Origin of the sequence: Allobosea sp. BK604 (assembly GCF_004341515.1) — a bacterium.
Classification (GTDB): Bacteria; Pseudomonadota; Alphaproteobacteria; order Rhizobiales; family Beijerinckiaceae; genus Allobosea.
In genome coordinates, this window is sequence record NZ_SLZF01000003.1 from 657,384 (window position 1) to 679,851 (window position 22,468).

The 22,468-nt window shown below is 67.1% G+C and carries 21 protein-coding genes and 1 tRNA gene; 17 read left to right on the top strand and 5 right to left on the bottom strand.

Going from position 1 to position 22,468, the window contains the following annotated elements:
* Window positions 1-23 precede the first annotated feature (23 nt).
* Genes EV560_RS12555 through EV560_RS12570 form a run of 4 tightly spaced genes read left to right on the top strand, consistent with a single transcriptional unit; the run spans window position 24 to window position 4,201 of the window.
* Window positions 24-491 (top strand): chemotaxis protein CheW, encoded by a 468-nt coding sequence (locus EV560_RS12555; protein ID WP_131856066.1) that lies wholly within the window; start codon window positions 24-26, stop codon window positions 489-491.
* Window positions 492-508: 17 nt separating this feature from the next.
* Window positions 509-1,381, top strand: a complete 873-nt coding sequence (locus EV560_RS12560; protein ID WP_131856067.1) for a CheR family methyltransferase — start codon at window positions 509-511, stop codon at window positions 1,379-1,381.
* Window positions 1,378-2,469 (top strand): protein-glutamate methylesterase/protein-glutamine glutaminase, encoded by a 1,092-nt coding sequence (locus tag EV560_RS12565; RefSeq protein ID WP_131856068.1) that lies wholly within the window; start codon window positions 1,378-1,380, stop codon window positions 2,467-2,469. The genes EV560_RS12560 and EV560_RS12565 overlap by 4 nt, the downstream gene beginning before the upstream one ends.
* Before the next feature lie 10 nt (window positions 2,470-2,479).
* The gene (locus tag EV560_RS12570; RefSeq protein WP_131856069.1) at window positions 2,480-4,201 is read left to right on the top strand and encodes a hypothetical protein; all 1,722 of its coding nucleotides are present in this window, start codon (window positions 2,480-2,482) and stop codon (window positions 4,199-4,201) included.
* 100 nt (window positions 4,202-4,301) lie between these two features.
* On the opposite strand, the gene EV560_RS12575 is transcribed toward EV560_RS12570, so the two are convergent.
* Window positions 4,302-5,381, bottom strand: coding sequence for a LacI family DNA-binding transcriptional regulator (locus EV560_RS12575; RefSeq protein WP_131856070.1), 1,080 nt, complete (start codon window positions 5,379-5,381; stop codon window positions 4,302-4,304).
* Between the two features lie 106 nt (window positions 5,382-5,487).
* On the opposite strand from EV560_RS12575, the gene EV560_RS12580 reads away from it, so the two are divergent.
* The 5 genes from EV560_RS12580 (at window position 5,488) to EV560_RS12600 (ending at window position 11,726) form a co-directional block, all read left to right on the top strand.
* Entirely contained in the window at window positions 5,488-6,504 is a 1,017-nt protein-coding gene (locus EV560_RS12580; RefSeq protein ID WP_131856071.1) for a TRAP transporter substrate-binding protein, read from the top strand.
* A gap of 40 nt (window positions 6,505-6,544) precedes the next feature.
* Window positions 6,545-8,428: a TRAP transporter large permease gene (locus tag EV560_RS12585; protein ID WP_131856072.1), complete on the top strand. Its 1,884-nt coding sequence runs from the start codon at window positions 6,545-6,547 to the stop codon at window positions 8,426-8,428.
* A gap of 31 nt (window positions 8,429-8,459) precedes the next feature.
* Window positions 8,460-8,999: a VOC family protein gene (locus tag EV560_RS12590; protein ID WP_131856073.1), complete on the top strand. Its 540-nt coding sequence runs from the start codon at window positions 8,460-8,462 to the stop codon at window positions 8,997-8,999.
* Window positions 9,000-9,155: 156 nt separating this feature from the next.
* Complete coding sequence (locus EV560_RS12595) at window positions 9,156-10,430, top strand: ribulose-bisphosphate carboxylase large subunit family protein (protein ID WP_131856074.1); 1,275 nt, start codon at window positions 9,156-9,158, stop codon at window positions 10,428-10,430.
* Between the two features lie 6 nt (window positions 10,431-10,436).
* A complete protein-coding gene (locus EV560_RS12600; RefSeq protein WP_131856075.1) occupies window positions 10,437-11,726 on the top strand; it encodes a four-carbon acid sugar kinase family protein in 1,290 nt (429 codons plus the stop codon).
* A 15-nt stretch (window positions 11,727-11,741) separates the two neighbouring features.
* Here EV560_RS12600 and EV560_RS12605 read toward each other — a convergent pair whose 3' ends face one another.
* On the bottom strand, window positions 11,742-12,038 hold the full coding sequence (locus tag EV560_RS12605; RefSeq protein WP_131856076.1) for a hypothetical protein: 297 nt from the start codon (window positions 12,036-12,038) through the stop codon (window positions 11,742-11,744).
* Between the two features lie 334 nt (window positions 12,039-12,372).
* Between EV560_RS12605 and EV560_RS12610 the strand changes: the two genes are divergently transcribed.
* Window positions 12,373-12,642, top strand: a complete 270-nt coding sequence (locus EV560_RS12610; protein WP_131856077.1) for a hypothetical protein — start codon at window positions 12,373-12,375, stop codon at window positions 12,640-12,642.
* A gap of 7 nt (window positions 12,643-12,649) precedes the next feature.
* Here the strand turns inward: EV560_RS12610 and EV560_RS12615 are convergent, their stop codons facing one another.
* Window positions 12,650-14,596: a hybrid sensor histidine kinase/response regulator gene (locus EV560_RS12615; RefSeq protein WP_131856234.1), complete on the bottom strand. Its 1,947-nt coding sequence runs from the start codon at window positions 14,594-14,596 to the stop codon at window positions 12,650-12,652.
* 420 nt (window positions 14,597-15,016) lie between these two features.
* Here EV560_RS12615 and EV560_RS12620 point away from each other — a divergent pair, with 420 nt between their 5' ends.
* Window positions 15,017-15,535: a hypothetical protein gene (locus EV560_RS12620; RefSeq protein WP_131856078.1), complete on the top strand. Its 519-nt coding sequence runs from the start codon at window positions 15,017-15,019 to the stop codon at window positions 15,533-15,535.
* 21 nt (window positions 15,536-15,556) lie between these two features.
* Here the strand turns inward: EV560_RS12620 and EV560_RS12625 are convergent, their stop codons facing one another.
* The gene (locus EV560_RS12625; RefSeq protein ID WP_131856079.1) at window positions 15,557-16,594 is read right to left on the bottom strand and encodes a DmpA family aminopeptidase; all 1,038 of its coding nucleotides are present in this window, start codon (window positions 16,592-16,594) and stop codon (window positions 15,557-15,559) included.
* A 191-nt stretch (window positions 16,595-16,785) separates the two neighbouring features.
* Here EV560_RS12625 and EV560_RS12630 point away from each other — a divergent pair, with 191 nt between their 5' ends.
* On the top strand, window positions 16,786-17,577 hold the full coding sequence (locus EV560_RS12630; protein WP_131856080.1) for an SDR family NAD(P)-dependent oxidoreductase: 792 nt from the start codon (window positions 16,786-16,788) through the stop codon (window positions 17,575-17,577).
* Window positions 17,578-17,668: 91 nt separating this feature from the next.
* Here the strand turns inward: EV560_RS12630 and EV560_RS12635 are convergent.
* Window positions 17,669-17,743, bottom strand: a tRNA-Gly gene (locus EV560_RS12635).
* Window positions 17,744-17,938: 195 nt separating this feature from the next.
* Here EV560_RS12635 and EV560_RS12640 point away from each other — a divergent pair.
* The 5 genes from EV560_RS12640 to EV560_RS12660 all read left to right on the top strand — a co-directional run bounded on the left by EV560_RS12640 (window position 17,939) and on the right by EV560_RS12660 (window position 22,434).
* Window positions 17,939-18,649 (top strand): TIGR02117 family protein, encoded by a 711-nt coding sequence (locus tag EV560_RS12640; protein ID WP_248312029.1) that lies wholly within the window; start codon window positions 17,939-17,941, stop codon window positions 18,647-18,649.
* Between the two features lie 23 nt (window positions 18,650-18,672).
* Window positions 18,673-19,212: a prolyl-tRNA synthetase associated domain-containing protein gene (locus tag EV560_RS12645; RefSeq protein ID WP_131856082.1), complete on the top strand. Its 540-nt coding sequence runs from the start codon at window positions 18,673-18,675 to the stop codon at window positions 19,210-19,212.
* A gap of 216 nt (window positions 19,213-19,428) precedes the next feature.
* The gene (gene trxA, locus EV560_RS12650; RefSeq protein ID WP_131856083.1) at window positions 19,429-20,328 is read left to right on the top strand and encodes a thioredoxin; all 900 of its coding nucleotides are present in this window, start codon (window positions 19,429-19,431) and stop codon (window positions 20,326-20,328) included.
* 40 nt (window positions 20,329-20,368) lie between these two features.
* The gene (locus tag EV560_RS12655; protein ID WP_131856084.1) at window positions 20,369-21,040 is read left to right on the top strand and encodes an LON peptidase substrate-binding domain-containing protein; all 672 of its coding nucleotides are present in this window, start codon (window positions 20,369-20,371) and stop codon (window positions 21,038-21,040) included.
* On the top strand, window positions 21,037-22,434 hold the full coding sequence (locus EV560_RS12660) for an MFS transporter (RefSeq protein ID WP_131856085.1): 1,398 nt from the start codon (window positions 21,037-21,039) through the stop codon (window positions 22,432-22,434). Before EV560_RS12655 ends, EV560_RS12660 begins: the two co-directional genes overlap by 4 nt.
* The last annotated feature ends 34 nt before the right edge of the window (window positions 22,435-22,468 follow it).

Sequence of the window (22,468 nt, forward strand, 5' to 3'; positions counted from 1 at the left end):
CTCCGCACCGAACGGAGGCCGCCATGGCCGACACCGCCCAGTACTTGACGCTCGGGATCGATCGCGAGCTCTTCGGCATCGATATCCGCCATGTCCGCGAGATCCTCGACATGCGCCCGGTCGCGCATCTGCCGCATGCGCCTGCCTTCCTGCTCGGCATGATCGATGTCCGCGGCGCCGGCTATCCGATCGTCGACCTGCGCACCAAGCTCGGTCTGCCCCGCATCCAGCCGACCGAGGCGACCCGCATCATCATCCTCGACGTGCCAATGAACGGCCGCACCCAGGGCGTCGGCTTCGTCGCCGACCGGGTCTTCGAGGTCACCGGGCTCGACGACGACACGACCGAGCCGGCTCCCGATGTCGGAGGCCGCTGGCAGTCGAACTACATCGCCGGCATCGGCCGCAAGGGCGAAGCCTTCATCGTCATCTTCGATCTCGAGCGCCTGATGGCCTCCGACGAGCCCTTGCTTGCGGCCAACGCCGCCTGACGAACCGGATCAAGCGAATGTCCGACCCGCTCGGCCACCTCAGTGACCGCCATTTCAAGTCCATCGCCGAAGTCATCGAGGGCCGCGTCGGCATCCGCCTGCCGCTGACCAAGCGCACCATGGTCGAGGGCCGCCTGCGCAAGCGCGTCCGCGCGCTCGGCCTGCGTGATCTCAACGATTATGCCGCCCATCTCTTCGAGCGCGACCATCTCCAGGACGAGCTGATCCATCTGATCGACTGCGTCACCACCAACAAGACCGACTTCTTCCGCGAGCCCAGCCATTTCGACTTCCTGCGCAATGTCGCCGTGCCCTCGCTGCTTGCCGCCCATCGCCGCAGCCCGGCGCCGCTGAAGATCTGGAGCGCCGCCTGCTCGACCGGGCCCGAGGTCTACACGCTCGCCATGGTGCTGCAGGACCTGGTCGCTGCCGGCGCGCCGATGCGCTTCTCGATCCTCGGCACCGACATCTCGACCGAGGCGCTGCAGGAGGCCCGCACCGCGATCTATCCGCGCGCCGTGGTCGACCCGGTGCCGGCCGGCATGAAGCACCGCTATGTCATGTTCGCCCGTGACCCGGCGCGCGATGTCGCCCGCATCGCGCCGGAGCTGCGCCGTACCACCCAGTTCGCGCGGCTCAACCTGATGGACGAGCAATATCCGTTCGACCGCGACGTCGACGTGATCTTCTGCCGGAACGTGCTGATCTATTTCGACAAGCCGACGCAGCAGCAGGTGATCTCGCGCCTCATCTCGCATCTGCGCCCGGGCGGCTACCTGCTGCTCGGCCATTCCGAGTCGATGGCCGGCAGCGGCATTCCGGGCCTCCGGCAGGTGCTGCCGACCATTTTCCAGGCCGACCCGGCCAAGCTGGCGAGGTCCGCCGCATGACCAAGCGCCCCCTCCGCGTCCTGATCGTCGACGACTCGGCCTCCGTCCGCCAGGTCCTGACCGCGATCCTCAACGACGACCCCGATATCGAGGTCATGGGCGCCGCCTCCGACGCCTACTCGGCCGCGCGCAAGCTCCAGGTCGAGCTGCCCGACGTCATGATCCTCGATATCGAGATGCCCGGCATGGACGGGTTGACCTTCCTGCGCAAGATCATGGCGCAGCGGCCCATCCCTGTCGTCATCTGCTCGACGCTGACCGAGGCCGGCTCGCGCGCCCTGTTCGATGCGCTGGAGGCCGGTGCCTTCGACATCGTTCCGAAGCCGCGCGTCGACACCCGCAACGCCCTCATGGAATCCGCCGATCGCCTGCGCCAATGCGTCAAGGCGGCGGCGAGCGCCCGCCTGCGCAAACGCGAGCCGCGCGTGCCGGTCGAGAAGAAGCTGACGGCCGACGTGATCATGCCGCCGCCGGTCACGACCCGCGTCAGGCCGACGACCGAGCGCATCGTCTGCATCGGCATCTCCACCGGCGGCACCGAGACCCTGCGAGAAGTCCTCGAAGTATTGCCGGTGCACAGCCCCGGCATCGTCATCGTCCAGCACATGCCGGAAAAATTCACCGCCGCCTTCGCAAGCCGGCTCGACCGCATCTGTGCGCTCGAGATCAAGGAGGCCGCCGATGGCGACGATGTCGTCAGCGGTCGCGTGCTGATCGCGCCCGGCAACCGCCATATGCTGCTGCAGCGGACCGGCACCCGCTACCATGTCGCGATCAAGGACGGCCCGCCGGTCTCGCGCCATCGCCCCTCGGTCGACGTGCTCTTTCGCTCCGCCGCGCAATATGCCGGCGCCAATGCGCTCGGCATCATCATGACCGGCATGGGCGACGATGGCGCCCGCGGCCTGCTCGAGATGCGCAAGGCCGGCGCCCGCACCCTGGCGCAGGACGAGGACAGCAGCGTCGTCTTCGGCATGCCCAAGGAAGCGATCGAGCGCGGGGCGGCCGAGAAGATCGTCTCGCTCGGGCGTGTGCCGCAGGAGATCATGGCCTGGGCCCATCACGCCGAGCCGGCCAGAAGCGCGTAAGGATCGGACCATGAGCACCTCCAACGACATGCTGAACCGGCTCACGGATTCCCTGTCCGACAGCGCCCGCCAGATCGACCAGACCTTCGCCGGTGTCGGTGACCGTCTCGGCCGCGGCCTTTCCATCTTCGACACGCTCAACCAGAGCCTGACCGCGCTCTCGGGCGAGTTGGCCGGCAGCGACATGGAGGCGGCCCGCGCAGCGCTGCTTGGCCTCGCGACCGACCTGCGTGCGCTCAGCGAGGGCCTGCCGCACGAGACCCGCACCTTGCAGGATATCGCCACCCACAGCAGCGACGCCTCGCAGGCGCTCGAACGCCTGCTGGAGCATATGCGGCTGATCGCGATCCTCGCTCGCAGCGCTCGGATCGAGGCTGTCTCGGTCCAGTCCAACCAGCGCGACTTCGGCGATTTCACCAATGAGATCGTGGCGCTGACCGACCAGGCCAAGCGCACCGTCGAGAATTGCGCCCGCGACCATGGCCATCTCGCCGAGCAGCTCGACTCCGCGCTGATCCGCCAGCGCGCCTTCGAAAGCCAGTATGGCGGCGCGTTGCTGAACCTCTCCGGCAAGCTCGAGCACTCGCTCGACCATCTCGCCGAGCGCGGCCACAGGAGCGCGGCGCTCACCGGAGATGCCGCCGCCCATTCGCGCAAGATCGCGACGGCGGTCGGGGGCGCGATCATCGCCCTTCAATCCGGCGACGGCATCAGGCAGCGGCTTGAGCATTCGCTGGCGGCGCTGAAGCTCACCGTCGGATTGACGGCGCCTGGCAGCCTCCATTCCGAGGCCGACCGGACGGCGCTCGCCGCCGTGCTGCGCGCGCTGCAGGCGGCGCAGCTGCGCGAGACCGCCGCGACCCTGAAGGCCGATATCGGACCGATCGACGCGACGCTCCAGGTCCTGGCCGATGATACCGGGACGATGCTCGATCTCGGCCGCTCGCTCTATGGCGGCGAGGACGCATCCTCCGCCTCCTTCCTCGAAGAGCTGGAAGCCGAGCTGGCCAAGGCCGCCGATCTCATCCGCAAATGCGATGCGGCCCGCACTGTCGTCGACCAGGTCACGGTCACGCTCGCCGGCCTGCTCGACCAGTTCGAGCGTACTGTCGCGGCCCTCTCGAACACCGTGCGCGACATCGTCCTGATCGGCATGAACGCCGGCCTGCGCGCCGCGCGGCTCGGCTCCGAAGGGCGCGGCCTCGTCGTCATCGCCCAGGAACTCAAGACCGCCGCCAACGCGATCGCGCTCGATGCCGACAAGCTGACGCCGGCCTTCAGCGCCATGCAACAGGTCTCCTCCGGCCTGAAGCAGCGTGACGGCCGTGGCTCGGCCGAGCTGACGGCGCTCGCCGGAACCATGAAGCGCTCGCTCGAGCAGATGCGCCAGAGCGGCGCCCGCCTCGGCACGACCCTCAGCCAGCTCGCGCGCGACGGCGCCGAGTTCGGCGGCATCATCCACGAGGCCCGGCTTATGTTCTCCAATGCCGCCGCGACCGGCGACGTCATTGCCGGGGCCGCCGGCATGCTCGATCAGCCGGTGCCGCGAAATCTGCTGGCGCAGGCCGATGGCGCCGTCCTTGCGAATGCGCTGCGCGAGCAGGTCTGGCCGACCTATACGATGGCGGCGGAGCGGACGATCCACGCCGCAGTGCTGCGCAATTGCGGAATTGCGGACGAACCGGCGCCGGCCGCAGCCGCAGCGGACGCGCTCGACGATATCCTGTTCTGACCCGTCCTTGCTTCTCCCCCCATCCCGGGCTTGCCCGAGATGGGCAATCCCGAGTACCAAACTCGGCAGCAGCCGACTTTGACGGGGGAGAAGGAGCCGCTTACGGCAAATTCTCCCGCAGGATGATCTCCGTCCGTGGCCGTTCGACGCCCTGCGCTGCCGGCCGCCCGGCTCGCAGATTGGCGAAGATCGAGACGCAATCCATCAGCGTCGCCTGCGGATTCTGGGTGATCACGGCGTCCATCGCGCCCTCGACCAAGAGCGCCCGCGTCTCGGCTGTCAGCCCATGGCCGACGAAGACGACCTCGTTCTGCCGCCCCGCCTCCTTCAGCGCCCGCGCGATGCCTTCCGGCCCGCCGCCGATATTGTAGATGCCGGCGAGGTCGGGATGCTGTGCCAGGAGCATCTTGGTCTGGCGATAGTTCCGCGCCTCCTCGTCATGGCCCTCGCGCAGGCCGACCACCTCGATCGCCGGGAACAGCTCCTGGAACAGGTGCAGGAAGCCCATCTCGCGCTCCTCATGGGCGCGGTAGCTCAGGCTCCCGGCGATCATCGCGACCTTAGCCGGCTTCGATCCGATGAAACGGGCGATGATGTAACCCGCCGTGCGTCCGGCCGAGCGGTTGTCGAGCCCGACATAGGCGACGCGCCTGGTATTGGCGACGTCTGAGATCAGCGTCACGGCCGGCACGCCGCGCTCGGCCAGCCAGTCGACCGCCTCACGCACCATCGGGTGCTCCAGCGCCATGAAGGCGACGCCGTCGACATCGCGCCCGCTCTTGCGCAGGTGCTGGGCCAGCAATTCCGGCTTGAAGCTCTCGATATAGTCCACCCGTGCCCGCATGTTGAACGAGGCGAGCTGGTCCTGCGCGCCGGCGATCTGCCGGCCCAGCATCGACAGGAAGCGATTGCTGCCGGCCGGCAGCAGGAAGGCGAGGCGCAGCGGCTTCAGCGCGCCCGCCGGCAGGCCGGGATCGAGCACATAGCCGAGCTCGGCCGCCGCCTTCAGCACGCGCTGGACCGTGACCGCCCTGACGCCCGGTCGCTGGTTCAGCACCCGGTCGACGGTCGCGGTGGAGACGCCCGCCAGCCGCGCGACATCCTCCACCCGCGCCATCTGGCGCCGCCGCGGCAACTCCTCGGCAGCGTCAGGCGCTTGCGAGACTTCATCGAAATCCATCAAAAACCATCACGAAATGAGTTTGACGTCCATCATCCATGGTTCCTATCGTTTAGGCAAGAAGACCGCTTTCAATCAGATCGCCGGGCGATCCAGGGAGGAGACCATGACGAATTTGACGCGCCGCACGGTGCTGCGCACGCTTGCCACGACCTCTGCCATTCCGCTGATCGGAATGCCGCATGTCGCGCGCGCCGCCGAGATCGAGCTGAAATACGGCAATAACCTGCCGCTCAGCCACCCGCTCAACATCCGCGCCCAGGAAGCGGCGGAGCGGGTCGCGAAGGAGACCAATGGCAAGGTCGAGATCAAGATCTTCCCGAACAACCAGCTCGGCGGCGATACGGACATGCTGAGCCAGGTCCGCAATGGCGGCATTACCTTCTTCACGCCCTCGGCGCTGGTCATCGCCACGCTCGTCCCGGTCGCCGCGATCAACGCCGTCGGCTTCGCCTTCGCCGATTACGACCAGGTCTGGAAGGCGATGGACGGCAAGCTCGGCGCCCATGTCCGCGACGCCATCTCGAAGGTGAACCTCTATGCCTTCGAGAAGATGTGGGACAACGGCTTCCGCCAAATGACCACCAGCGGCAAGGCGATCGAATCCGCCAAGGAGATGGCTGGCCTGAAGATCCGCGTGCCGGTTTCGCCGCTCTCGATCTCGATGTTCAAGGCGCTCGACGCCGCCCCGGCCAGCCTGCAGTTCTCCGAGGTCTACTCGGCCTTGCAGACCAAGGTGGTCGATGCGCAGGAGAACCCTCTGCCGATCATCCAGGTCGCCAAGCTCTACGAGGTGCAGAAGAGCTGCGCGATCTCGAACCACATCTGGGACGGCTTCTGGTTCATCGCCAATGGCCGCGCCTGGCGTGGGCTGCCGGCCGACGTGCAGAAGATCGTCGCCGACGCCATCAACGATGCCGGCATGAAGCAGCGCGGCGACATCAAGGCGCTGAACGAGACCGTGCAGGCCGACCTGCAATCGAAGGGTCTCGCCTTCAACAAGACCAACCCGGACTCGTTCCGCGCCAAGCTGCGCGATGCCGGCTTCTACAAGGAATGGCAGGAGCGCTTCGGCGCCGAGGCCTGGGGTCTGCTAGAAGGGGCGGTCGGCAAGCTCGCCTGAGCTTAAGGCCGCGCACGACAGTAGACCGAAGGACATCACCATGGACCATGCCGCAGCCATGCCAGCGCAGGCAGCCTTGCCTGCGACAGGAATCGCCCGTCTTGCGGACCGTTTCGACCGCGCCATCGGTGGCGTTGTCGAGGTCGTGGCGGCGCTGCTCGTCCTGGTCGAGATCATCATCCTCGGAGCGGGCGTCACCGCCCGCTACGTCTTCCACGCCCCGCTGGTCTGGTCGGACGAGCTCGCGTCGATCCTCTTCCTCTGGCTCTCGATGCTCGGCGCTGTCGTCGCGCTCCGCCGCGGCGAGCATATGCGCATGACCGGCCTCGTCAGCCGCGTCGGCCCGCAGACGCGGATGCTGCTGGAGGCGGTCGCGATCACCGCCTCGATCGCCTTCCTCCTGATGATCCTCCCGCATGCCATCGAATATGCCGAGGAGGAGATGTTCATCGTCACCCCGGCACTCGAGATCACCAATGCCTGGCGCGCGGCGGCGATCCCGATCGGCATCTGCCTGATGCTGCTCGCCGCCAGCTTTCGCCTCCTGCGCTTCGGCTCGCTCAGGCCGGTCGTGCTGGCGATCGGCCTCACCGCCCTGCTCGTCGGCCTGTTCTGGCTCGCCGGCCCGGTGCTGAAGCCGCTCGGCAAGCTCAACCTCGTGATCTTCTTCGTCGGCGTCGTCGCGCTCAACGTCTTCTCCGGCGTGCCGATCGCCTTCTCCTTCGCGCTCGCCACCTTCGGCTATCTCTCGCTGACGACGTCGACGCCGATGCTGGTGATGGTCGGCCGGCTCGACGAGGGCATGAGCCATCTGATCCTGCTGGCGGTGCCGCTCTTCATCTTCCTGGGCGCGCTGATCGAGATGACCGGCATGGCCAAGGCGATGATCCAGTTCCTCGCCTCGATGCTCGGCCATGTCCGCGGCGGCCTCTCCTATGTGCTGGTCGGTGCGATGTACCTGGTCTCAGGCATTTCCGGCTCGAAGATCGCCGACATGGCCGCGATCGCGCCGGTGCTCTTCCCGGAGATGCAAAAGCGCGGCGCCAAGCCGGGCGACCTCGTCGCCCTGCTCTCGGCCACCGGCGCGCAGACCGAGACGATCCCGCCCTCGATCGTCCTGATCACCATCGGCTCGGTCACCGGCGTCTCGATCGCGGCGCTCTTCACCGGCGGCATGCTGCCGGCGCTCGTGCTCGGCGCAGCGCTCTGCTTCGTCGTCTGGTGGCGCTATCGCGGTGAGGATCTGAGCCAGGTCGTGCGCCATTCCAAGCGCGAGATCGGCAAGCTCGCGCTGATCGCCCTGCCTGCCATCGCCCTGCCCTTCGTCATTCGTGCCGCCGTGGTCGAGGGCGTTGCCACCGCCACCGAAGTCTCGACCATCGGCATCGCCTATTCGGTCGTCGCCGGGCTGCTGCTTTACCGCCAGTTCGACTGGCGCCGGCTGCCGAAGATGTTGATCGATACGGCGTCGCTGACCGGCGCGATCATCTTCATCGTCGGCTGCGCCACCGCCATGGCCTGGGGCCTGACACAGTCCGGCTTCTCGCAGGACCTTGCCCGGATCATGGCCGCAGTGCCCGGTGGCACCTGGGGCTTCCTCGGCATCTCCATCGTCGCCTTCATCATCCTCGGCAGCGTGCTCGAGGGCATTCCGGCGATCGTGCTGTTCGGCCCGCTGCTCTTCCCGATCGCCAAGCAGGTCGGCGTGCACGAGGTCCATTACGCGATGGTCGTGGTCTTCGCGATGGGCATCGGCCTCTTCGCCCCGCCCTTCGGCGTCGGCTATTACGGCGCCTGCGCGATCAGCAAGATCAATCCCGACGAAGGCCTGAAATACATCTGGGGCTACATGCTCGCCCTGCTGATCGGCCTCGTCGTCGTCGCCTTCGTGCCGTGGATCTCCATCGGCTTCCTCAGAAACTGACCTCTACCCCCATAGCGAGAAAGCATTCGCCATGAGCCGCTTCTTCGGCGAGATTCGCCAGGCTGGATATGTCGTCCCCGATATCGAGGCGGCTATGGATTACTGGAGCCGCGTGCTCGGCGTCGGGCCGTTCTTCTACAATCCGAAGGTCCCGATCGAAAACTATCGCTACAAGGGCGAGGCCTACGAGCCGCATAATTCGGTGGCGCTGGCCAATTCCGGGCCGCTCCAGGTCGAGCTGATCCAGTGCCGCAACGCCGTGCCGTCCATGTACAAGGACTTCACCGATGCCGGCCATACCGGCCTGCAGCATGTCGCCTACTGGACCTCGGACTACGACGCCGATCTCGAGCGCCTGACCAGGCAGGGCTTCAAATCGGTGATGAGCGGCGAGGTCGGCGAGCGCGGCCGCTTCGTCTATTTCGACACGCATTACCATCCGGGCACGGTGATCGAGCTGTCCGAGGTCGCCGGCCCCAAGGGCGAGATGTTCCGCCTGATCCGCGAGGCGGCCGAGACCTGGGACGGCAAGGACCCGGTGCGTCCGTTCCCGGATCTGAGCAAGCTCTGAGCGGATGCCTTTCCGTCATTGCGAGCACCCGGGTCTTGCCTTCGGCAAGCCCGAGTGCAGGCTCCGCGAAACGATCAAGGGGCCTCACGTACTCCTCCGGATTGCTTCGTCGGCGGCTCCTCGCAATGACGGCGAGCCGAACCCTGGAATTCTGAGATGACCGGCGAGCGTTTTGAAGCGACCTACCTCATCGAGACTCCCCTCGATCCGGCAAAGGTCGCGGAGGTGATGGCGGGCGAACAGTCTAGCGGCACCTTCACCCGCGTCGCCGGCGAGACCGACGAGTTGCGCGAGCGCACGCGCGCTACCGTCACCGAAGTGACCGCGCTCGAGACCGTCGACGAGCCGAGCCTGCCCAATGCCTGGCTGGCGCGCAAAGGCGTCAAAGGCCCGTGGCGCCGGGCGCGCGTCGCGATTTCCTTCCCGGTCGACAATGTCGGCGCGAATCTGCCGACGCTGGCCTCGATCGTCGCCGGCAATCTCTACGATCTCGGCGAGGTCACGGGCCTGAGGCTCGACACGATCACGCTGCCCTGGTCGTTCCGGAAGCGTTTCCCGCTGCCGAGCCAGGGTATCGCCGGCACGCGCAAGCTGACCGGCACTGCCAAGGGCCCGCTCGTCGGCTCGATCATCAAGCCGAATGTCGGCTTGAGCAGCGCCGAGACCGCCGCGCTCGTGGCCAAGCTCTGCGAGGCCGGGCTCGATTTCATCAAGGATGACGAGATCTCGGCCAACCCGGTGCATGCGCCGCTGGCGCAGCGGGTTCCCGCCGTGATGGATGTCGTGCGCCGTCATCAGGACAAGACCGGCAAGGCGGTGATGATCGCCTTCAACATCACCGATGAGACCGACGCGATGCGCCGCCATGCCGATCTCGTCGCGCACGAGGGCGGTACCTGCGTGATGGCGAGCCTGAACTGGTGCGGTTTCTCGGCCGTCGAGACCCTGCGCCGCTCGACCGATCTCGCCCTGCACGGCCATCGCAACGGCTATGGCGCCTTCTCGCGCCACCCGCTGCTCGGCATCTCATTCCAGGCGTATCAGGTCCTCTGGCGCCTCGCCGGCGTCGACCACATGCATGTCCACGGCCTGCAGGGAAAATTCGCGCAGGAGGACGAGGAGGTCGTCTCCTCCGCCCGGGACTGCGTCACGCCGCTGACCGATGGCGCCGATGATCGCGTCATGCCGGCCTTCTCCTCCGGGCAATGGGCCGGTACCGCGCAGCCGACCTGGGATGCGATCGGCCATGCCGATCTTCTGTTCATGGCGGGCGGCGGCATTCTCGCCCATCCCGGCGGCCCGGCGGCCGGCGTCGCCAGCATCCGCCAGGCCTGGAATGCGGTCGCATCCGGCACGGCGCTCGAACAGGCCGCCGCAGAGCATCCTGAGCTGCGCCAGGCGCTCGACTTTTTCGGCAAGCCCTCGAGCTAGCCGGCAATGCAGGGTTCCACGCCACGCTATGGCTGGTATGGCGACGATTTCACCGGCGCCACCGACACTTTGGCGACGCTCGCCGAACGGGGTTTCCGCGCGCTGCTTTTCCTGGGAATCCCGAGCCAAGCGCAACTGAAGGCCGCCGGCTCACTCGACGCGATCGGCATTGCCGGCGCGACCCGTGCCATGGCGCCGGTGGCGATGGCGACTGAACTTGCCGAGGCCGGCCGCTTCTTCGCCGGGCTAGGCCTCGACATCCTGCACTATAAGTGCTGCTCGACTTTCGACAGCGCGCCGCATGTCGGCAGCCTCGGCGCCGCGGCGCGCACGCTGCGCCCGTTTTTCCCGAACCCGCTCCTGCCAATCGTTGGCGGCCAGCCCAATCTCGGCCGCTACTGCCTGTTCGGCAATCTTTTCGCCTCGGCCGGAGCCGGCGGCGATGTCCATCGCATCGATCGACACCCGACGATGAGCATCCATCCGGTCACGCCGATGGCAGAGGCCGATCTGCGCAGGCATCTGGCCGCGCAGGGATTGGAGCGGATCACGCTGGTCGACTACCGCGCCTACGAACAGGCCGAGCCCGCCGCGCGTCTCGCGGAGCATTTCGCCACGCAGCCCGACGCCGTTCTCTTCGACGTCTCCCGGCAATCCGATCTTTCCGCGATCGGCGCGGCGCTCTGGCGACATGTCGCGAACGGACCGATGCTGGCGATCGGGCCGAGCAGCGTCGCGCAGGCGCTCGCGACGGGCTGGCCGAAGTCGGAACATGGCGGTGATGCAGTTTCTGCTGCAGGCGGGCGTCCGGACGGGCCGGTCCTCGCCCTGGTCGGCAGCCTGTCGCCGGTGACGCGGGCGCAGGTCGAGGCCGCGACCGACTTCCTGCGCATCGATATCGATGTCGGAAAACTGCGCGGCGAGCCCGCCTATGCCGAGGCGCTGAGGGCCGAGACGCACAAGCACCTGAGCGAGCGCAATGTCATGCTCGTCACGGAGCGACCGGCTCAATCGGCGGGAGCGACGGAAAGCGTCGCGCTCGCAACCGGTGCGCTGTTGCGTGCGATCGTCAGCGAAACCTCGCTCGCGCGCCTCGTCGTCTGCGGCGGAGATACGTCGAGCCTGGCGATCAAGGCGCTCGACCTCTGGGGCCTGTCCTATCGCGCGCCGATGGTGCCCGGCGCGCCGCTCTGCCGTGCCCATAGTGATGATATCGGCCTCGATGGCATCGACATCATCCTCAAGGGCGGCCAGATGGGCCCGCCGGATTTCTTCGCGCTCGCAGCCGCTATCTGAGTTGCAACATGCGCGCTACGGCGCGCATTCGACGCCGGCACGCTCGACAAGCTCTTCAGCATGATTGCCGTTATGGCTGATCGTGCCGACGAAAGTTGCGCCACGCGCGCTGTAATGGGTGATCAGCAGGTCGACGGTCAGCCCGTCGGCGCAGACCAGCCTGAGCCGTTCGGGCGACAAGGTGGGATCGATCTGCTCGAGCTCGCCCAGGAGCTTGCCATGGCAGAGCCCGTCCGCGGCAGGCGGCGTCAGCTCGTATGTCAGCGGAATATGGGTCCCACTGCGCAATACGATTTTCCCGTTATGGGTCATCGTCTTGTCCTTTGACTAGTCGGGCCGGTCGAAAGTCGGGCGAGGCAGATTCTTGTCGTTCGGAGATTTTCGCCCAAACGTCGGCGACCGACCCAAACCGCGCTGCTTCTCCAAAGCGGCGCATCATACACAGAGCGAAACTAGCCCATTGAACGGCCGTTCACGAGCGTTTTCGAAGTGGGTCAGCGGCTCTTCCGGCCCCCTTGCCGCATTTGACGGACACGACCAAGAGTGATGAAAATGGAACGAGTGAGCAGCTGGCGCATTATAGTGCAATGAGCCGTCGACACTGAATGAGTAAGTGTGGTCGATGGATAGCGGAGATGATGAAAGGATGAGCGAAAAAACCTCCAAGGGCCGCGATCTCACGCGCGGCGAGCGCCTCCAGATCATGCTCAGCGAGGATGAGCTCCTGGCGCTCGATGATTTCCGGTTTTCGAACCGGATGCCGAGCCGCGCCGCTTCGGTACGCGAATTGCTGCGCCGCGGCCTGATCTCGGAAGGTTATTCGATCACGCCCGGAGCCAAGTCCGGCGACTACGGCGTGATCGGCCAGGATTCAGGGACGCCCAACGGCAAGGACGACGCCCAGGACGGGACCTGACCCGCCCTCAAATCCGCGCGCGCCTGCTGGCTTCGGCAATGACCCGCGCCAGATCACCTTGCCAGAACGGCTTCGCCAGCCGCAGCAGCGCCGGATCGGCGCCGCCCGGAAGCTCGGCATAGCCGGTTGCAAGGACGACCGGCAGACCCGGCCATTCCTGCTTGATGACCTCGAAGAGCTGGGCCCCGGTCATCTGCGGCATCGCATGGTCGGTGATGACCAGATCGAAACCCGACCCCTGCCGCAAGGCTTCGAGCGCCTGCTTGCCCGAGGAGGCCTCGACGACCTCATGGCCGAGATCCTCCAGCAGCGCCGCCGTGTTCATCAGCACGAGCGCATCGTCATCGACCGCCAGGATGCGCAGGGCAGAGGTCTTGTCTGGCTCCGCCTCCAGCGCCGACCGAGGCGCGGGGGCCGAGGCGGCTTCGGCAGCGGGTTCGGCGATCGGCAGCCAGATCTCCGCGGTCGTGCCCTGGCCGGGCTGGCTCCTGAGCCCGAGCCAACCGCCCGATTGCTCGGCCATGCCATGCACCATGGAGAGGCCGAGGCCAGTGCCCTTGCCGACACCCTTGGTGGTGAAGAACGGCTCGCGCGCCCGCGCCAGCGTGCGCTCGTCCATGCCTTCGCCATTATCCGTGATAGCGAGGCAGAGATAGCGCCCGGAAGGCAGCCCCAGCCGGCCGGCCACGGCGAAATCCTGCTCGCGGGCCGCGATGATGATGGCGCCGCCACCTGGCATCGCATCGCGTGCATTGGTGGCAAGGTTGAGCAGCGCCAGCTCGAGCTGGTTGGGGTCGGCATGAACAGCCGCGAGTTTCAGCGGGAAGCGGGTCTCAATCTCGACCAGCGGGCCGAGCGAGCGCTGCAGCAGGTCGGTCATTCCCGCGACCAGCGCAGTGACGTCGATCGATTTCGGGCTCAATTCCTGCCGGCGTGCGAAAGCGAGCATGCGCTGGGTCAGCGAGATGCCACGCTCGGCGCCCTGGATCGCATGGTCCACCAGCCCGGTCAGCTTCGGATCGGCCGAGACATGCTTGCTCAGCAATTCCAGGCTGCCCATCACCGCCGTCAGCAAGTTGTTGAAGTCATGCGCGATGCCGCCCGTGAGCTGACCGATCGATTCGATCTTCTGCGTCTGGAACAGTGCTTCGCGCGCCTCTTCGAGGGCCCGCTCCGCCTGCCTGCGCTCGCTCATGTCGCGCGTGATCTTGGCGAAGCCGATGATCCTGCCATCATCGTCATGGATCGCGTCAAGGACTATACTCGCCCAGAAGCGGCTGCCATCCTTGCGGACGCGCCAGCCCTCCTTCTCGAACTTGCCTTCGCGCCGCGCGGTCTCGAGCGCGCGCCCGGGCTCGCCCGCGGCGCGATCCTCCTCGCTATAGAAGGCGGAGAAATGGCGGCCGATGATCTCCTCCGGCCGGTAGCCCTTGATCCGCTGCGCCCCGAGATTCCAGCTCGTCACGATGCCCTCGAGGTCGAGCATGTAGATTGCGTAATCGGCGACGCCCTGGACCAGCAGCCTGAACTGCTCCTCGCTCCGGCGTAGCGCCTGCTCGGCCGCCCTGCGTTCCGTCAGGTCGCGCGTGATCTTGGCGTAGCCGATGATCTCACCGGCCGGACCGTAGATCGGATCGATGATCGCGTTTGCCCAGAAAGTGCGGCCATCCTTGCGGACGCGCCAGCCCTCGCTCTCGTAACGGCCTTCGCGCGCAGCGGTTTCCAGCGCATGTTGCGGCAGGCCCCTGCGGCGATCCTCCTCCGTGTAGAAGCGCGAGAAATGCTGGCCGAGAATCTCGTCGGCCTCATAGCCTTTGAAACGCCGCGCGCCAGTGCCCCAGCTGGTGACCACGCCCTCTGCGTCGAGCATGTAGATGGCATAATCGGTCACTGCCTCGACCAGAAGGCGATAGCGCTCATCGCTGACCGGCTGGCTCGGCTTCGCCGCGTTCATGCTGCCCGCTTCCTCCGCCGTTTCCGAACCGGCATCGCCGCCTTCGGCGTCCGCGACCACGGCAAAAGCCCCGGCCCGGTCGAGCGCGTCGACATCGCGCGCCGTGGCCAGGCCAGTTTCGTTGTCAATCATTCTTCCCCCCGGAACTCCCGTGCGGCAGGTCTCACCACCGTGCCCGCCGTGCGACCATCGGTACAGAACGCACCAGGACCGTTTCGGTTTCGTCGCCGCTCGCAGATGGTTGCGGACCGAGGAACAAGACGATCCGCAGGCTGTTGATAGCCCAGTGACTGGAGCATTTTCGTGCGAAGTGGACACCGGTCCGCGTGAAGAAAATGCGTCCACACAAGGACATAATGCTCTAGCGAAGGAGCTGCGTCATGACACGCACCATCACCCGCTCTTACGACACGCGCGAGGATGCCGAGACCGCCGTCACCCGGCTCGAGGCTGCTTGGCCTCCCGCCCGAAGATATCAGCCTTGTCGGGCGCCAACCCGACACGCTGGAGGAGGATGCCACCTCGGGCGCTGAAGTCGGCGGCGTGGTCGGCGGCGGCGCCGGGCTTCTGGCTGGCTTGGCTGCCTTGCCGGTTCCCGGAGTGGGACCGGTCCTGGCCGCCGGCTGGCTGCTCGGCAGCACCGCGGTCGCCGCCACCGCCGGCGCCGCGGCCGGCAGCCTGATCGGCGCCCTGACCGGCGCCGGCCTCAGCGAGAGCGACGCGCATTACTATGCCGAGACCATCAGGCGCGGCGGCTCGATCGTCACGGTGCGCGCGACCGATTCGCATGGCGCAGCCATCGAGAAGATCCTGGATGGAGCGGGCCCGATCGACGCCAGCGCCCGCCGCGCCGAATACGAACGCGGCGGCTGGACGCATTTCGACGAGCGCGCCGGCGTCTATCGCAGCCCAAGCGATCTGTCGGCGGTCGTTTCCTAGACAGACCCCGCTCTGACGCTCTCAATCGGCGCGGCGTAGTGCATCGGCTAGCGAGGGGCGCCAATGCCCGTCGCGTCCGGTCGTCGCCGGCGCCGCGAGCATGGCGTTGAGCACCGCTTCCTGCGTGGCCTCGGCCGCCGCCCTGAAGGGAAGATCGATCCGGTTCTCGTTCAGTGCCGCCAGCGGGACGAGATCGGCCTTCTCGTCATGTGCGATGCGGCCAGCGGTGGTGAAGGCCAGCGCGATATCGCCGCTGCCATTGCCCCAGAACGCGCCGAGCCAAGCCAGGCCGGCGCCGCAGCGCCGCGCCACCCGGGTCAATTGCCGCGTCTCCATCGGGATATCGGTCGCGAGCACGATGATGACCGAGCCTCTTTCGGTGCCAGGCTCCTTGCCGCGAGGTGGCGCGGGCCGGCTTCCGTCAGGCAGCACGAGATCGCCGGGGCGACCGAAATTGGCGAGCACCAGAACGCCCAGCGTGTAGCTGCGCCCATCCAGCGTGAGCAGGCGCGAGGCGCTGCCGATCCCGCCCTTGAAGCCGAAGGCGCTCATGCCGGCCCCCGCTCCGACCGCCCCTTCCGCCACCGGCCCATCGCTGGCGGCGTCGAGCGCCGCGAAGGCATCGGCCTCGCTCAACGTGCGGGCACGGATATCGGAAAGCCAGCCGTCATTGCATTCGAGCACGAGCGGATTGACCGTCCCGGTCTTCCGGCCGATCTCCGGATTGGCGGCCAGAGCCCGCGTCACCAGGGCATTGAACCCGGTGCCGACCGAAAGCGTGTTGCCGAGCAGGATCGGTGTTTCGATCTGGCCGAGCTCTGCCAGCTGCATCAGCCCGGCGCTCTTGCCGAAGCCGTTGATCACCTCGACACCGCCACGCAGCTTCTCGCGGAACAGGTCGCCCTCATGCGGCAGGATCGCGGTGAAGCCGGTCAGGACATCGCCCTCTCGGATCGTCCTGTGGCCGACGCGCAGGCCGGCGACATCGGTGATGGCATTGAGCGGGCCGGGCGGCAGCGTGCCGCAGACCAGGCCGAAATCACGGGCGCGAGCGAGCATGGGACCGTCACGTGCGAGCTGGAGGCATGCGACGCTCAATCTCATCTCTGCGCCGGCCTGTCACCCCAGCAGGGCGAGGCTGCGTCCTGTCCCGCTTCCGCTCGCGTCGCGATTCGTGCAACCATCGCTCCCGCCGGCCGTGAGTGACAGCACCGCCGCATTCGCGTCGCCGTTAAAGCCGAGGTGCGCAGATGATCATCGATCTCCAGGGCAAGACCGCTCTCGTTACGGGCTCGACCGAGGGCATCGGTTTCGGCATCGCCCGCAGCCTCGCCAAGGCCGGCGCCGGCGTGTTCCTCAACGGCCGAACCGGAAACAAGGTCGATGCCGCCGTCGACAGGCTGAATGGCGAGCTCGGCGGCAAGCGCGTCAAGGCTGCCGCAGCAGATGTCGCGACCGCCGCCGGCTGCGCCAGCCTTCTGCAGCTGGTGCCGAAGGTCGACATCCTCGTGAACAATGCCGGCATCTTCCAGCCGATCGATTTCTTCGAGGCCTCCGACGAGGTCTGGGACCGGCATTGGCAGGTGAATGTCATGTCGGCCGTGCGGCTGTCGCGCGCTTATCTACCGGGAATGATCGAGGCCGGCTGGGGCCGCGTGATTTTCATCGGATCGGAATCGGGCTTCAACATCCCCGTCGAGATGATCCATTACGGCGTCAGCAAGACGGCCGATATCGCTGTCTCTCGCGGCTTGGCCAAGCGCGTGGCCGGCACCGGCGTCACCGTCAATTCGATCCTGCCCGGCCCGACCCTGTCCGAAGGCGTCGCCGAGATGCTGAAGGACGAAACCGCGCGGACGGGCAAACCCCTCCACGAGGTCGCGGCAGATTTCGTGAAGCAGCAGCGCCCGGGCTCATTGATCGGCCGCGCCGCGACAGTCGACGAGGTCGCCAACATGGTCGTCTACATCGCCTCGCCGCTGGCGAGCGCGACGACCGGCGCGGCACTTCGCGTCGATGGCGGAATCATCGACACGCTCTAGCCCCGCGCTTCAAGTGCGCACGGCACCGCGGGCTCGGAGGTCGAGCCCGGCGTCGTGCCGAAATCACTCTATTTTGGTTGGGAAAGATGTCTGGAGCGGGCGAAGGGATTCGAACCCTCGACCCCAACCTTGGCAAGGTTGTGCTCTACCCCTGAGCTACACCCGCATCCGAGACATGCGCGCCGTGGCGCGAGGCCGGCTTATTGCCCCAAAGCGCAGAGAAGCGCAAGCGCCTTGTCGCGGGATTTTCACAGGTCCGCGGGATTTTTTATCGAAGGGCCGCCGCGCTCGACTTCCTGGCGCGGCTCGGACATCGTCAAGCCATGCGGCGACGCCAACAACGAGCGGTCTCACGTTGGACATGGTGATCGGTTCGGGCCTGCGATGGTTTGGGCGCGGCCTGCGCTCCACGATTCTCGCCGTCGCATCGATGCTCGCCGCATCCGGTCTGGCGATTCTCGCCGGTGCGCTGCCCCTGCAGTCCGGCCGGGCCGGACCGGACGAGTCCGCAGTCACGGTCTTCGTCATGACCAATGGCTTCCACACGGATATCGTGGTGCCGACGGTCGGAGCAGCGAAGGACTGGCGACCGGTGCTCGCGACCTCCCCGATCACCCGGCATTCGCTCGACGCACCCTGGATCGCCTTCGGCTGGGGCTCGCAGACCGCCTATACCCAGCTCGGAACGTTTGCGGACCTCTCGGCCGGGCTGATGCTCAAGGCCATCGCCTTCGACCGCTCGGTCGTCCATCTCCAGCCACTGGTCGCGATTCGCGCCGGCGATGGCATCCGCCGCTTCACCCTGAGCGAGGTCGGCTACCGTGCGCTCGTCGCGCATGTCGAGAGCAGCCTGCAGCCGGGCGAGGCCGGCGAACCGGTCGTCCTGCCCGATCTCACGCATGGCACCGGCGATGCCTTCCTGCGCGGGCGCGACCGTTTCTGGCTCCTGCGCAGCTGCAATGTCTGGGTCGGCGAAGCGCTGCGCAAGGCCGGTCTGCCGGTCGGGCTCTGGACGCCGCTCGCGCAATCGCTCATGTGGTCGCTCGGCCCCGGTGATGTGCCGGCGCACTGACCAGGACCTTCCGAGCGGCCGCCATGACTCTTGCCCTGCCGATTGAGATCCCGACGCCGGCCGAGCCCGCCGACCTGATCGCCGCGCTCGAGGCGCTCGGCATCGCGATCACTCGCATCGACCACGAAGCCGTCTTCACGGTGGCCGAATCAAAGGAGCTGCGCGGCACGATCCATGGCCACCACACCAAGAACCTGTTCCTGAAGGACAAGAAGGGCCGGCTCTTCCTGGTCTCGGCGCTGGAGAGCACGCGGATCGACCTGAAGCGCCTGCACGAGACGCTCGGCGCCAGCGGCCGCCTCTCCTTCGGCTCGGCCGATTTGCTGATCGAGACGCTCGGCGTCACGCCCGGCTCGGTCACGGCCTTCGCCGTGATTAACGACCGTGCCGGCGCGGTGACGATGGTGCTCGACCACAAGCTGATGAGCGGCGAGCCGATGAATTTCCATCCGCTGGTCAACACCGCGACGCTCGGAATCGCGCGTGACGACATGCTGAAATTCCTGCGCGCCACCGGCCACGACCCGCTGATCATCGCTCTGCCGGCGCCGCCGGACATGTGATTCCGCCCCGAAACCAGACGCCCGCGCCAGGCGGAACGCGGCTTTCCGACAACTCATGCGCGAACGATGGACAGAACGGCCGGACCTCCCCATCTATGGGGCGCGCATCGGGCAGCCATGCGCGCCGGTTTCAGATGCGCGGACAGTGACCTGGAAGGTGGAACCTGCTATCCGCCGGGTCGCGTTCCGGCTTGTTGACGAGATGAAGGACGACCCATGCTGGTCAATGGCGATGCGGCCGAGCAATCCGGCCTGATCAAGGACACGACGACCCAGGGCTTCCGGCAGGATGTCGTCGCCGAATCGATGAACCAGCCGGTCCTGGTCGATTTCTGGGCGCCATGGTGCGGCCCCTGCAAGCAGCTCACCCCTATCATCGAGAAGGTGGTCAAGGAGGCGGGCGGCAAGGTCAAGCTCGTCAAGATGAATATCGATGAGCACCCGGCGATTCCCGGCCAGCTCGGCATCCAGTCGATTCCCGCCGTGATCGCCTTCCAGCGCGGCCAGCCGATCGACGGCTTCATGGGCGCCCTTCCCGAGAGCCAGGTGAAGAGCTTCATCGAGAAGCTGGTCGGCCCGATGGGCCCGGCCGCGACCGAGGAACTGATCCTCGCGGCACAGGAGGCGACCGAGGCCGGCGACGCCGCCGGGGCCAGCGAGCTCTACGCCAATGTGCTCCAGCTCGAGCCGGAGAATGTGAGCGCGCTCGCCGGCCTCGCCCGGCTGCATCTCGATGTCGGCGACCTCGAAGGTGCCAAGGGCATCCTCGCAAGCGCGCCGGAGGCCAAGGCCGCGGACCCGGCGCTGGCCACCGTCCGTGCCGCGATCGAGCTCGCCGAGCAGGCTGCCTCGCTCGGCGACACGGCGGAGCTCGAAGCCAAGGTTGCCGCGAACCCGAAGGATCACCAAGCCCGATTCGACCTGGCGCTCGCCCTCAATGCGCACGACAGGCGCGAGGAGGCGGTCGACCACCTCATCGCCATCATCAAGGCCGACCGTGCCTGGAACGATGACGGCGCCCGCAAGCAGCTCCTGCAGCTCTTCGAGGCCTGGGGACCGATGGACGAGAACAGCGTCGCCGGGCGGCGCAAGCTCTCGACGCTCCTGTTTTCGTAGAGCCTGGCTCTAGAGTCCTTGTGAAGGGAGCGCAGCGCCGATGGCCATGAACGCCGTCTACAACGGAGCCGAGGATTGCCCGCAGGTGATCCCGGTCTTTCCGCTGATCGGCGCCCTGCTGCTGCCGCGCGGACAGATGCCGCTCAACATCTTCGAGCCGCGCTATCTCGCCATGATCGACGATGCCCTGCGTACCCATCGCACCATCGGCATGATCCAGCCCGAGCCGGAGAACGGCCGGCCGTCGGCGACGCCGGGCCTGCTCCAGGTCGGCTGCCTCGGCCGCATCACCCAGTTCGCCGAGACCGGCGATGACCGCTACATCCTGACGCTGACCGGCATCGCCCGCTTCCGCGTCGCCGACGAGCTCTCGGTCACGACGGCCTATCGCCAGGCTCGTGTCTCCTACGATGATTTCGCCATCGATTTCACCGCCCGCGCCGGCGAGGACGAGGTCGATCGCGACGGGCTGCTCAAGGCCTTGCGCGCCTTCGCCAAGGCCAATGACCTCAAGATCGACTGGAAGGGCGTCAACGAGGCGCCGAACGAGGCGCTGGTCAATGCGCTCTCGATGATGTGCCCGTTCGGCCCGCGCGAGAAGCAGGCGCTGCTCGAGGCGCCCAGCCTGAGGAGCCGCGCCGAGGTGCTCGTCGCCATCACCGAGATCGAACTCGCGCGGGGCGGCGGCGACCCCGAGACGACGCTGCAGTGAATTCCGTTCCAGCTTCCGGCGCCACGGCACCCGTGACCTATCCGCCGCGCCGCGCCGTCACCGCCTGGCTCTTCTTCGACTGGGCGGCACAGCCCTTTTTCACGCTGGTCACGACCTTCGTCTTCGCACCCTTCTTCGCCGCCGCGCTTGCATCCGACCCGGCGGAGGGCCAGGCGCTCTGGGGCTATGCGACTGGCCTCGCCGGCCTCTGCATTGCGCTTCTTTCACCACTGATCGGCGGCATCGCCGACCGTACGGGCCCGCGCAAGCCCTGGATCGCGGCCTTCGGCGCGCTGCTGGTCGTCGGCTCGGCCTTGCTCTGGTTCGCCAGGCCCGGCTCGCCCATCGCCGTGCCGATCGCCCTGATCGGCTTCATGATCGGCACGATCGGCGCCGAATTCGCGACGATCTTCAACAATGCGATGATGACGCGGCTCGTCCCGCCCGAGCGCCTTGGCTGGCTCTCCGGCACCGGCTGGGCGACCGGCTATTTCGGCGGGCTGATCTCGCTCGCTCTGACCCTCGCTTTGCTCGCGGCCGATCCGCATACCGGCAAGACGCTGGCCGGACTCTCGCCGATCCTTGGCCTCGACGCCGCCACGCGCGAGGGCGACCGTTTCTCCGGCCCGCTGACCGCGCTCTGGTTCGTCATCTTCGTCACGCCGATGTTCCTGCTGACGCCGGACGCGCCGAAGACGGGCCTCAGCCTCAAGACCGCCGCCCAAGGCGGGCTTGCCCGCCTGCGCGCCACGATCGCCGAATTGCCGCACCTGCCGGCGCTCGGCCGCTTCCTGCTCGCCAACATGATCTACCAGGACGGGCTCGTCGCGCTCTTCGCCTTCGGCGGCATCTATGGCGCCGGCGTCTTCGGCTGGCAGACGATCGAGCTCGGGATCTTCGGCATCCTGCTGACCATCACCGGCACGCTCGGCGCCATCCTCGGCGGACGCCTCGACGACCGTATCGGCGGCAAGCCGGTCGTGCTCGGCGCGATCATCTGCCTGCTTTTCGCCTGCATCGGCATTCTCTCGCTGGCGGCCGACCACGTGCTCTTCATCATCCCCGCCGCACCACCGGCACCGGGGGACGGGCTCTTCGCCTCACTGCCGGAACGGGTCTATCTCGGCCTGGGCCTGCTGATCGGCCTCGTCGCCGGCCCGCTCCAGGCCTCCTCGCGCAGCCTGATGGCGCGGCTCGCGCCGGCAGGGCGGCATGGCGAGTTCTTCGGGCTCTTCGCCCTGTCGGGCAAGGTGACGTCGTTCATGGGCCCGACCTCCGTCGCCCTGGCGACAAGCGTCTTCGACAGCCAGCAGGCGGGGTTGGCGGTGCTGATCCTGTTCTTCCTGGTCGGCGGCTGGCTGTTGTCAGGCGTGCAGGTCAAGCGAGGCGTGTAGAGCGTCATCCCGCACGCGCTGCAGCCTATAATGC

What these genes read in the sequence shown, in the direction of transcription:
- EV560_RS12570 (WP_131856069.1), top strand. Translation starts at nt 2,480, where the DNA reads ATGAGCACCTCCAACGACATGCTGAACCGGCTCACGGATTCCCTGTCC.
- EV560_RS12620 (WP_131856078.1), top strand. Translation starts at nt 15,017, where the DNA reads ATGCCGAGACCGCCGTCACCCGGCTCGAGGCTGCTTGGCCTCCCGCCC.
- trxA (WP_131856083.1), top strand. Translation starts at nt 19,429, where the DNA reads ATGCTGGTCAATGGCGATGCGGCCGAGCAATCCGGCCTGATCAAGGAC.
- EV560_RS12645 (WP_131856082.1), top strand. Translation starts at nt 18,673, where the DNA reads ATGACTCTTGCCCTGCCGATTGAGATCCCGACGCCGGCCGAGCCCGCC.
- EV560_RS12560 (WP_131856067.1), top strand. Translation starts at nt 509, where the DNA reads ATGTCCGACCCGCTCGGCCACCTCAGTGACCGCCATTTCAAGTCCATC.
- EV560_RS12580 (WP_131856071.1), top strand. Translation starts at nt 5,488, where the DNA reads ATGACGAATTTGACGCGCCGCACGGTGCTGCGCACGCTTGCCACGACC.
- EV560_RS12590 (WP_131856073.1), top strand. Translation starts at nt 8,460, where the DNA reads ATGAGCCGCTTCTTCGGCGAGATTCGCCAGGCTGGATATGTCGTCCCC.
- EV560_RS12555 (WP_131856066.1), top strand. Translation starts at nt 24, where the DNA reads ATGGCCGACACCGCCCAGTACTTGACGCTCGGGATCGATCGCGAGCTC.
- EV560_RS12565 (WP_131856068.1), top strand. Translation starts at nt 1,378, where the DNA reads ATGACCAAGCGCCCCCTCCGCGTCCTGATCGTCGACGACTCGGCCTCC.
- EV560_RS12630 (WP_131856080.1), top strand. Translation starts at nt 16,786, where the DNA reads ATGATCATCGATCTCCAGGGCAAGACCGCTCTCGTTACGGGCTCGACC.
- EV560_RS12625 (WP_131856079.1), bottom strand. Translation starts at nt 16,594, where the DNA reads ATGCTCGCTCGCGCCCGTGATTTCGGCCTGGTCTGCGGCACGCTGCCG.
- EV560_RS12640 (WP_248312029.1), top strand. Translation starts at nt 17,939, where the DNA reads ATGGTGATCGGTTCGGGCCTGCGATGGTTTGGGCGCGGCCTGCGCTCC.
- EV560_RS12575 (WP_131856070.1), bottom strand. Translation starts at nt 5,381, where the DNA reads ATGGATTTCGATGAAGTCTCGCAAGCGCCTGACGCTGCCGAGGAGTTG.
- EV560_RS12600 (WP_131856075.1), top strand. Translation starts at nt 10,437, where the DNA reads ATGCAGGGTTCCACGCCACGCTATGGCTGGTATGGCGACGATTTCACC.
- EV560_RS12615 (WP_131856234.1), bottom strand. Translation starts at nt 14,596, where the DNA reads ATGAACGCGGCGAAGCCGAGCCAGCCGGTCAGCGATGAGCGCTATCGC.
- EV560_RS12585 (WP_131856072.1), top strand. Translation starts at nt 6,545, where the DNA reads ATGGACCATGCCGCAGCCATGCCAGCGCAGGCAGCCTTGCCTGCGACA.
- EV560_RS12610 (WP_131856077.1), top strand. Translation starts at nt 12,373, where the DNA reads ATGAGCGAAAAAACCTCCAAGGGCCGCGATCTCACGCGCGGCGAGCGC.
- EV560_RS12655 (WP_131856084.1), top strand. Translation starts at nt 20,369, where the DNA reads ATGGCCATGAACGCCGTCTACAACGGAGCCGAGGATTGCCCGCAGGTG.
- EV560_RS12605 (WP_131856076.1), bottom strand. Translation starts at nt 12,038, where the DNA reads ATGACCCATAACGGGAAAATCGTATTGCGCAGTGGGACCCATATTCCG.
- EV560_RS12595 (WP_131856074.1), top strand. Translation starts at nt 9,156, where the DNA reads ATGACCGGCGAGCGTTTTGAAGCGACCTACCTCATCGAGACTCCCCTC.